Raw genomic sequence first — 7,311 nt, forward strand, 5'->3', positions numbered from 1 at the left:
GAAGGGCGCAGCCCTTCCCCCTGGACCCCCATCCCAGTCTTTCATACGTTTTTTTAATTCAACGGTTTGGGAATGCCAAACCAATTGCTGAATTTTTTCCCGGTCAATTGCTTGTTTTCCTGGAAATACCGGTCAGTCCGATCATGACACCGACCACCGCCGATGGCCCTGTGAACCATCCAGACCAGGGCCGCCAGGGGAATCAAATTCAAGAGTTCCATTGTGGACATCTCCGCTGCAAACGAGGAATCAGACCCCTAGAGATAAAACACCCCCGGCCACAATTGCAACCGGGGGTGTCGCTTTTTCTGCAAAACAGCGGGCAAAAAGGGAACTACATACCCATGCCGCCCATGCCACCCATGCCGCCCATGCCACCCATGCCACCACCACCTTCAGGCATGCCGGCACCCTCTTTCTTGGGCAACTCGGCCACCATCGCTTCGGTGGTGATCATCAGGCCGGCAATGGATGCCGCCGCCAACAGGGCATGCCGCACCACCTTGGTCGGATCGATCACGCCCCGCTGCACCAGGTCGGCAAATTCATCCTTGGCCGCGTCAAAACCGAAATTGGGATTGTTGTCTTCGATGATCCGCGCCACCACGACAGACCCTTCAGCCCCGGCATTGCCGACAATCACCCGCAACGGCTCTTCCAGGGCGCGCCGGACAATCTTGACCCCCATCTGCTGGTCTTCGTTGGCGCGTTTCACGGAATCCAGGCATCTTTGGCTCCGCAGCAGGGCCACACCGCCCCCGGCCACAATCCCCTCTTCCACAGCAGCGCGGGTGGCGTGCAACGCATCGTCCACACGATCCTTGCGCTCTTTCACTTCCACTTCGGTGCCGCCACCCACCTTGATGACCGCCACGCCGCCGGCCAGTTTCGCCAGACGTTCCTGGAGTTTTTCCCGGTCATAGTCGGAGGTGGTCTCCTCGATCTGGGCACGAATCTGGTTGACCCGCCCCTTGATGTCGGCACTGGCTCCGGCCCCACCCACAATGGTGGTATCTTCCTTGGTGATGGTGATCGACTTGGCGGAACCGAGCATGTTCAGGGTAACGTTTTCCAGTTTCACGCCCAGGTCTTCCGAGGCCACCGTCCCGCCGGTCAGAATGGCGATATCTTCCAGCATTGCCTTGCGCCGATCCCCAAACCCGGGGGCTTTCACGGCACACACCTTCAGGCCGCCCCGCAGCTTGTTCACCACCAGGGTTGCCAGGGCTTCACCTTCCACATCCTCGGCGATGATCAACAGGGGCCGGCTGGACTGCACCACACTCTCCAGAACCGGCAGAATCTGTTGCAGACCATTGACCTTTTTCTCGACCAGAAGAATATACGGCTCGTTCAGTTCCACGAGCATTTTTTCCGCATTGGTCACAAAGTAGGGCGAGAGATACCCCCGGTCGAACTGCATCCCTTCCACCACTTCCAGAGTGGTTTCCAGGCCTTTGGCCTCCTCGACGGTGATCACGCCTTCCTTGCCGACCTTGTCCATGGCCTGGGCGATCATATTGCCGATTTCCTGATCGCTGTTGGCGGAAATGGTCCCCACCTGGGAAATTTCCCCGGAGCTGGTCACTTCCTTGGAAATGGATTTCAGGTTGGCCACCACCGCCTCGACGGCGGCATCGATGCCGCGCCGCAGGTCCATCGGATTCATGCCGGCGGCCACCGATTTCATCCCTTCACGAATGATGGCCTGGGCCAGCACGGTGGCGGTCGTGGTGCCGTCACCGGCCTCATCGGCGGTCTTGGAGGCCACTTCCTTCACCATCTGGGCACCCATGTTTTCGAACTTGCCTTCCAGTTCGATCTCCTTGGCCACGGTCACGCCATCCTTGGTCACCCGGGGGGCACCCCAGGATTTGTCCAGCACCACGTTCCGGCCTTTGGGTCCCAGGGTCACCTTCACGGCATCGGCGAGAACGTTGACTCCCGCCAGCATTCTGCTCCGGGCAACCTCACCGAATTTGACTTCTTTCGCTGCCATTGTCTTGCTTCCTTTTCAATCCATTGCAATCCGTACAAATGGTTTCGAGTCCGGTCCTGACGTACCACCTACTCCAGGATGCCCATGATGTCGGTTTCCCGCATGATCAGCAGCTCCTTGCCGTCAACCTTGACTTCGCTGCCGGAATACTTGGCAAACAGCACCCGGTCCCCTTCCTTGACGCTCATGGGGCGCAGCTGACCGTCATCACCAATGGCCCCTTTTCCCACCGCCAGAATGCGGCCCTGGATCGGCTTTTCCTTGGCCGTATCGGGAATGATGATGCCACCGGATGTCTTCTCATCCTGCTCGATGCGTTCGACAACAACCCTGTCATGAAGCGGACGAAATTTCGTCTTCATCTCCTCAACTCCTGCACTGTTTTAAATTTTAATCCAAAACGGTTTACGATCCGGAAGCCGCCCGGCGTCCCATCCTGGCGACCTGATCTCTCCTCCAGTAAGGAAACAGGCCTTTTGGCACTCTCCGGGGCTGAGTGCTAATGTATGCATGTCCAGCGGCTTGTCAAGTGATCGTCACGTTTTTTTTGGGGTGGCGCGGCTGCCCTGGCAGCACAGTGTGGGTCATGATCACGCAGCATCCATGGATGAGTGAGCAACCATGAAGCCCTTCCGTTTGACCTTTCCTGTAACCATTCAGCACTCATATGAAAAAAAGTATAAAATAACCGGGTAGACCTCCTTTCCTGTCTTTCATCCGGCTTTTCTTTGGAAATATGTATCTATTCAGAACCCTTGCAAAAAAATGATTTGATACAAAAGACTTTGTTGGGGCTCCGCCCCAAACCCCGCCAGGGGGAAGGGCACAGCCCTTCTCCCTGGACCCCCATCCCAGTTTTTCAAACGTTTTGAATGGGGAGGCTGAATAGTTACGGAACATTCCAATGTGAATTCAGTTCAGCACCAATCGCAAAATAAAACATCGCATGGTGAGGCTGACAAGCCGTTGCCGAATTTACCTTTGACAGAACCCCACAGGAGAGCAAAATTCAGGGCCAGCCATGGCCGGATGGATGAGCAGGAAACCGTTGCAACAAAAATTTTTCAACGCAAAGACTCCCCCATGATCAACGACCAGGAATTTGCACGCATCCATCTGTTTCATGGTGTCGAACGTGACCATGTCACGGCGGTGCTACAGGAAGCATCCATTCTGTCCCATGAACCAGGCGAGACTCTTTTGCGACCCGGACAAGCCAATGATCGCCTGTTCATTGTATTGGCCGGTACCCTGACGGTCCATTTTGAAAATCCCGACCGGCCTGCCGTGCGGACCATCTATCCGGGCGATTCGGTCGGGGAACTCTCCGTGCTGGACCAATCCTACTCCACAGCCTTCGTGGTGGTCCAGACGCCTGTTCGCATTCTGGTGCTTGCAAGAAATCAGTTGTGGACATTACTGGAGGAAAATGGCCGGATCGGTCGCAACCTCCTGGGAACGCTCACCCAGTGGATCAAATCCAATACCCGCATGATGGTCGAACGCGAACGCCGTCTGGAAAAAAGCGAAAGACGCCTGCGGGCCATCCTGGACGGAGCCATCAACGGCATTCTGGTTTTCAATGACCATGGGCTGGTGGAGTCCATGAACCCGGCAGCCGAGCGCATGCTGGGCACGTCGGCAGCCGTCATGGTGGGGCATCCTCTGCGCGATCTGGGCATCCGCTTTCCCGGTGCGGAGGAGAATGCCCCCCCTGCCTGGCTTTCCGGACAAGGACCACCCCTGCCGGAAGGGGGTCTGGAAACCACGGTCAAACGCCGCGACGGTTCGGAACTGGCAGCAGAAGTTTTTTTGAGTGAAGTCAAACACGAAGAGGGACGCCTGTTTGTCTGTATCATCCATGACATCACAGAGCGCCGCGAGGCTGCGGCCCGCATGCAACGTTTCAATCGTGCTGCCGAACGTTTCGTTCCGCATCGGTTTTTGCAGTTGTTGGGACGTACCAGCCTGGAAGAGACCACCCTGGGCGACAACGCCAAACAAAAAATGAGCGTCCTGTTCAGTGATATTCGTGACTTTACGGCTTTTTCCGAGGATCTGCCCCCGGAACAGGTGTTCCGGTTTCTCAACGGCTATCTGGCCCGGCTGGAGCCTTTTGTCCAACAACACAATGGGGTGATCGACAAATACATCGGCGATGCCATCATGGCCCTCTTTCCCAACTCACCCGAGGATGCCGTCAACGCCGCCATTGCCATGCTTGCCCGTTTGCAGGCGTACAACCGGGAACGGGTCTCCTATGGCTGGCAACCGATTCATGCCGGTTTTGGCATCAATACCGGACCCCTCATGATCGGCACCATTGGTGGCGCGGAACGCATCGACAATACCGTGGTGGGGGATGTGGTCAACCTGGCCTCACGGGTGGAAGGATTGACCAAATCCTACCAGACACCCTTGCTCATCACCCATCACTCCCTGTATGCCATGCGTGATGACCATCCTTTCCTGGTACGGTTTGTGGATCGCGTGGCCCCCAAAGGCAAAACCCACCCGGTCATGGTCTATGAGGTGTTCAACGCCGACCCCGAATCCCTGCTCCTGGCCAAGCAGGCCACTCTTCCCCTGTTCAGGGAGGCCGTTTCCCTCTTTCATCTCAATCAATTGGAACCCTGCGTCAAACTTCTGGAATGCTGCCGGGAAATGACCCGGGAGGATCCGGTGGTGACCATTTATCTGGAACGTGCCCACCGCATCGCCACCGACCGGCGACGGCCCAGGAATGCGGACAACATTCCCGTCGAATGGCAGGCAGAAATGACCACCGGCTTGCCCGTCATCGACCATGCCACCCAGGAGTTGTTACTGATGGCCAAACGCTTCCTGGAAGGAATCGCCGCAAACCGCATTCAGGAAGTACTTTATCCCTTTCATGCCTATTGCAGCGAATATCTCCCCGCCCACTTCGAAGAAGAAGAGTCCGCCATGCTGCGACGCGGGTTTCCCGATTATCAGAACCACAAAGAGGCCCATGACCGTCTCCGGGAACATTTCGACCATCTGCGTCGGGATTTTGCCCGCCACCGGGACAGCGAAAATTATCTCGGGTTTCACCTGCGCAGTGTGTTTCTGGGATGGGTCAGTCATCACTTGCATCGGGATGACATGGCTTTTGCACAATTTTTACGCAGCAGACAAAACCCGGCGTGACCGGATCTTGTATCGCAAAGTCCCCCGACACGAAACCTGTCTGGCGATCAATCAGGCAAGGCAAACCATGACATTAAGATCTGTGAATCATTTGAATCCGTTGAGAAATCAGGTATTTTGTTCACGTTTCATCCGCAAGGACGGCGTCCAACGATTGGGCGTTCACAAATTGCACTCCCCACTTTTTTTTCACCTATCCTTTCCACGCTTGAAATGTAGGGCATTTTTTGTTTCTCCTCGAAAGCAACGATTTCTGTTTGCAACTGTTTGGCAAGTTTGTCCGGCAGATGCAACACCCAGTCGATGAAGCGGAACAGGTCGATCACCTGTTGGCGATTGAAACCGCAATTATACAATTTGCGAATCAACATCCATTTGATCTGGTAACGTTTTTCTGGATGATTTTTAGTACTCTTGGCATGCAGATGTGCCAGGGTCACAATAGCGAATGGATTGGTGGAATTGCCAGACTTTAACAAGTTTATCCAGGCGGCGATCCCTGTTTTTTGCCGGACGGGTGATGCGGGCCAATTCGGTATTGAGAAATTCAAAGCCGCGTTCCCAATCGATGTTGGCATAAGCTTCTGGCAAAAAAAATGCCAGAAAATCAATTGAATAAGCCCTCAGGATATCTTTCCAGGGTACATCGAATTCATCCGGGGGGTGTGTTGTCATGGGAAGAAGGCAACCGATCCAATGGTGAAGAAGTCACACGAATATATCATCTCGATTGTCTTTAATTGTGGTGGTGAATGAAATGGATTTTGTCGGACGCCTACCTTGACTTGGCACGTTGGCTGAAAGCCAGCAGGCGGCTGCTGACACGCATGCTCCACCAGATCAGCAACCCGGCTGCCAACAGTGCGGCTATGGGAACCCAAAAGGTTCCTTGCAGAATACCCAGCGGAATGGCAGTACGCAGAGCTGCCACCCCCATCCAGGCCACGAGCAGGATGGACAACAGCCGGTCATGCATGACCAATCCTCCGGAAAAAAACCCGACAACCCGGGCCGTCACACCCAGGATCATGGTGACCACCATGCCGATGCCAACCAGATGCAAAGCCGCATCCAGGGTTGCATACCCACCCATGAACACCAGGATGCCCGCCAGGGGCAAGGCTGCCAGACCGGCAACCAGGGTCACACTGATGGACTCCAGGGGCCGGGTCAGCAGGACTGGCAGCAAACGCACCGCCACGACGAGCCAAACGGCGAGCAAGGCCCAAAGCAGGCCACTCCAGGACCAGGGTACCCACAGCAGGGCAGAACCCCAGGCAGCCAGCCAGGCCAGGAACCAGACTGTCGTAAAAAGATGGGCCAAAGGACCGGATGGACGGTGTCCCCCCAGAATATTGGCAACCAGATGCTGCACAACAGCCAAAATACAGGAAACCGGCCCGGTCAACAGGGCAACCAAAGCCCAATCGACCTGACCCAACGGCAGCCAGGGAGCGATACCCAGGGATGCCACACCGATCACCAGGGGAATACCCACCGGCAGGGCACGTTGCGGATCCGCCCCCCGCACCACACCGGCCAGGGCGATGGCAGCACCAAAAAATGCCAAGGATACCAGAGCATTGCCCACCATCCGCAGGGACGGATCCGGCAGTGTCCCCAGGAGAAAGCCGAACCACAAGGGAAACAGGATTTGCAGCGTGGATCGTGAAGCAGGCGGTGTTCCGCCAATGACATGCGGGCCGGCCTGCAACCCAAAACCCAGGATGAAGGAACCGGCAAACAAAATAATCTGGATCCTGCCGTGCAACAGGCGCAGGTCTGGATAATAATCCGTCCAGGAAAAAATTCCCCATTGCAGGCACCAAAGGTAGATGCCCAGGGCAAATCCCATGGCCAGGGCCACCATGCCTCCCCCCCAGAAACGGTGTGCTACGGGTTCCCGGGTGATGGGTGTGGGGGCCGGGGGAGGCGTGATGGGAAACAGGCGGTGCGTGATGGATGGCATGACCACGGTCCAGGCAAGGGGTTGGTGCAGGGTGAAAAACAATCCCTGCCGCAGAAAAATGTTTCAGATCGTGCTTTCACAGTTTGTAACTATTCAGCCCCCCTATTTTAGTAAACATTTGAAAAACTGGGAAGGAGGTCCAGGAGGAAGGGCTGTGCCCTTCCTCTTGGCG

6 protein-coding genes are annotated in these 7,311 nt (G+C 55.9%); 1 reads left to right on the forward strand and 5 read right to left on the reverse strand.

The genetic code is table 11. The features are described 5' to 3' along the window. Positions 1–53: 53 nt before the first annotated feature. The 3 genes from HQL65_19805 to groES form a co-directional block, all read right to left on the reverse strand. Entirely contained in the window at positions 54–221 is a 168-nt protein-coding gene (locus HQL65_19805; GenBank protein ID MBF0138481.1) for a hypothetical protein, read from the reverse strand. Positions 222–334: 113 nt separating this feature from the next. After that, on the reverse strand, positions 335–1,999 hold the full coding sequence (groL, locus tag HQL65_19810; protein MBF0138482.1) for a chaperonin GroEL: 1,665 nt from the start codon (positions 1,997–1,999) through the stop codon (positions 335–337). A gap of 68 nt (positions 2,000–2,067) precedes the next feature. Next, positions 2,068–2,361 (reverse strand): co-chaperone GroES, encoded by a 294-nt coding sequence (groES, locus tag HQL65_19815; protein ID MBF0138483.1) that lies wholly within the window; start codon positions 2,359–2,361, stop codon positions 2,068–2,070. Positions 2,362–3,082: 721 nt separating this feature from the next. On the opposite strand from groES, the gene HQL65_19820 reads away from it, so the two are divergent. After that, on the forward strand, positions 3,083–5,170 hold the full coding sequence (locus HQL65_19820) for a PAS domain S-box protein (protein MBF0138484.1): 2,088 nt from the start codon (positions 3,083–3,085) through the stop codon (positions 5,168–5,170). Positions 5,171–5,298: 128 nt separating this feature from the next. On the opposite strand, the gene HQL65_19825 is transcribed toward HQL65_19820, so the two are convergent. Continuing rightward, on the reverse strand, positions 5,299–5,781 hold the full coding sequence (locus HQL65_19825) for a hypothetical protein (GenBank protein MBF0138485.1): 483 nt from the start codon (positions 5,779–5,781) through the stop codon (positions 5,299–5,301). 164 nt (positions 5,782–5,945) lie between these two features. Then, positions 5,946–7,139, reverse strand: a complete 1,194-nt coding sequence (locus tag HQL65_19830; protein ID MBF0138486.1) for an NnrS family protein — start codon at positions 7,137–7,139, stop codon at positions 5,946–5,948. Positions 7,140–7,311: the final 172 nt, after the last annotated feature.

It is taken from the genome of Magnetococcales bacterium, from assembly GCA_015228935.1.
In the GTDB taxonomy this organism is placed as follows: domain Bacteria; phylum Pseudomonadota; class Magnetococcia; order Magnetococcales; family DC0425bin3; genus HA3dbin3.

Bases quoted from the DNA above. Each gene is read 5' to 3' on its own strand.
- HQL65_19805 (MBF0138481.1), bottom strand. From the start codon at position 221: ATGGAACTCTTGAATTTGATTCCCCTGGCGGCCCTGGTCTGGATGGTT.
- groL (MBF0138482.1), bottom strand. From the start codon at position 1,999: ATGGCAGCGAAAGAAGTCAAATTCGGTGAGGTTGCCCGGAGCAGAATG.
- groES (MBF0138483.1), bottom strand. From the start codon at position 2,361: ATGAAGACGAAATTTCGTCCGCTTCATGACAGGGTTGTTGTCGAACGC.
- HQL65_19820 (MBF0138484.1), top strand. From the start codon at position 3,083: ATGATCAACGACCAGGAATTTGCACGCATCCATCTGTTTCATGGTGTC.
- HQL65_19830 (MBF0138486.1), bottom strand. From the start codon at position 7,139: ATGCCATCCATCACGCACCGCCTGTTTCCCATCACGCCTCCCCCGGCC.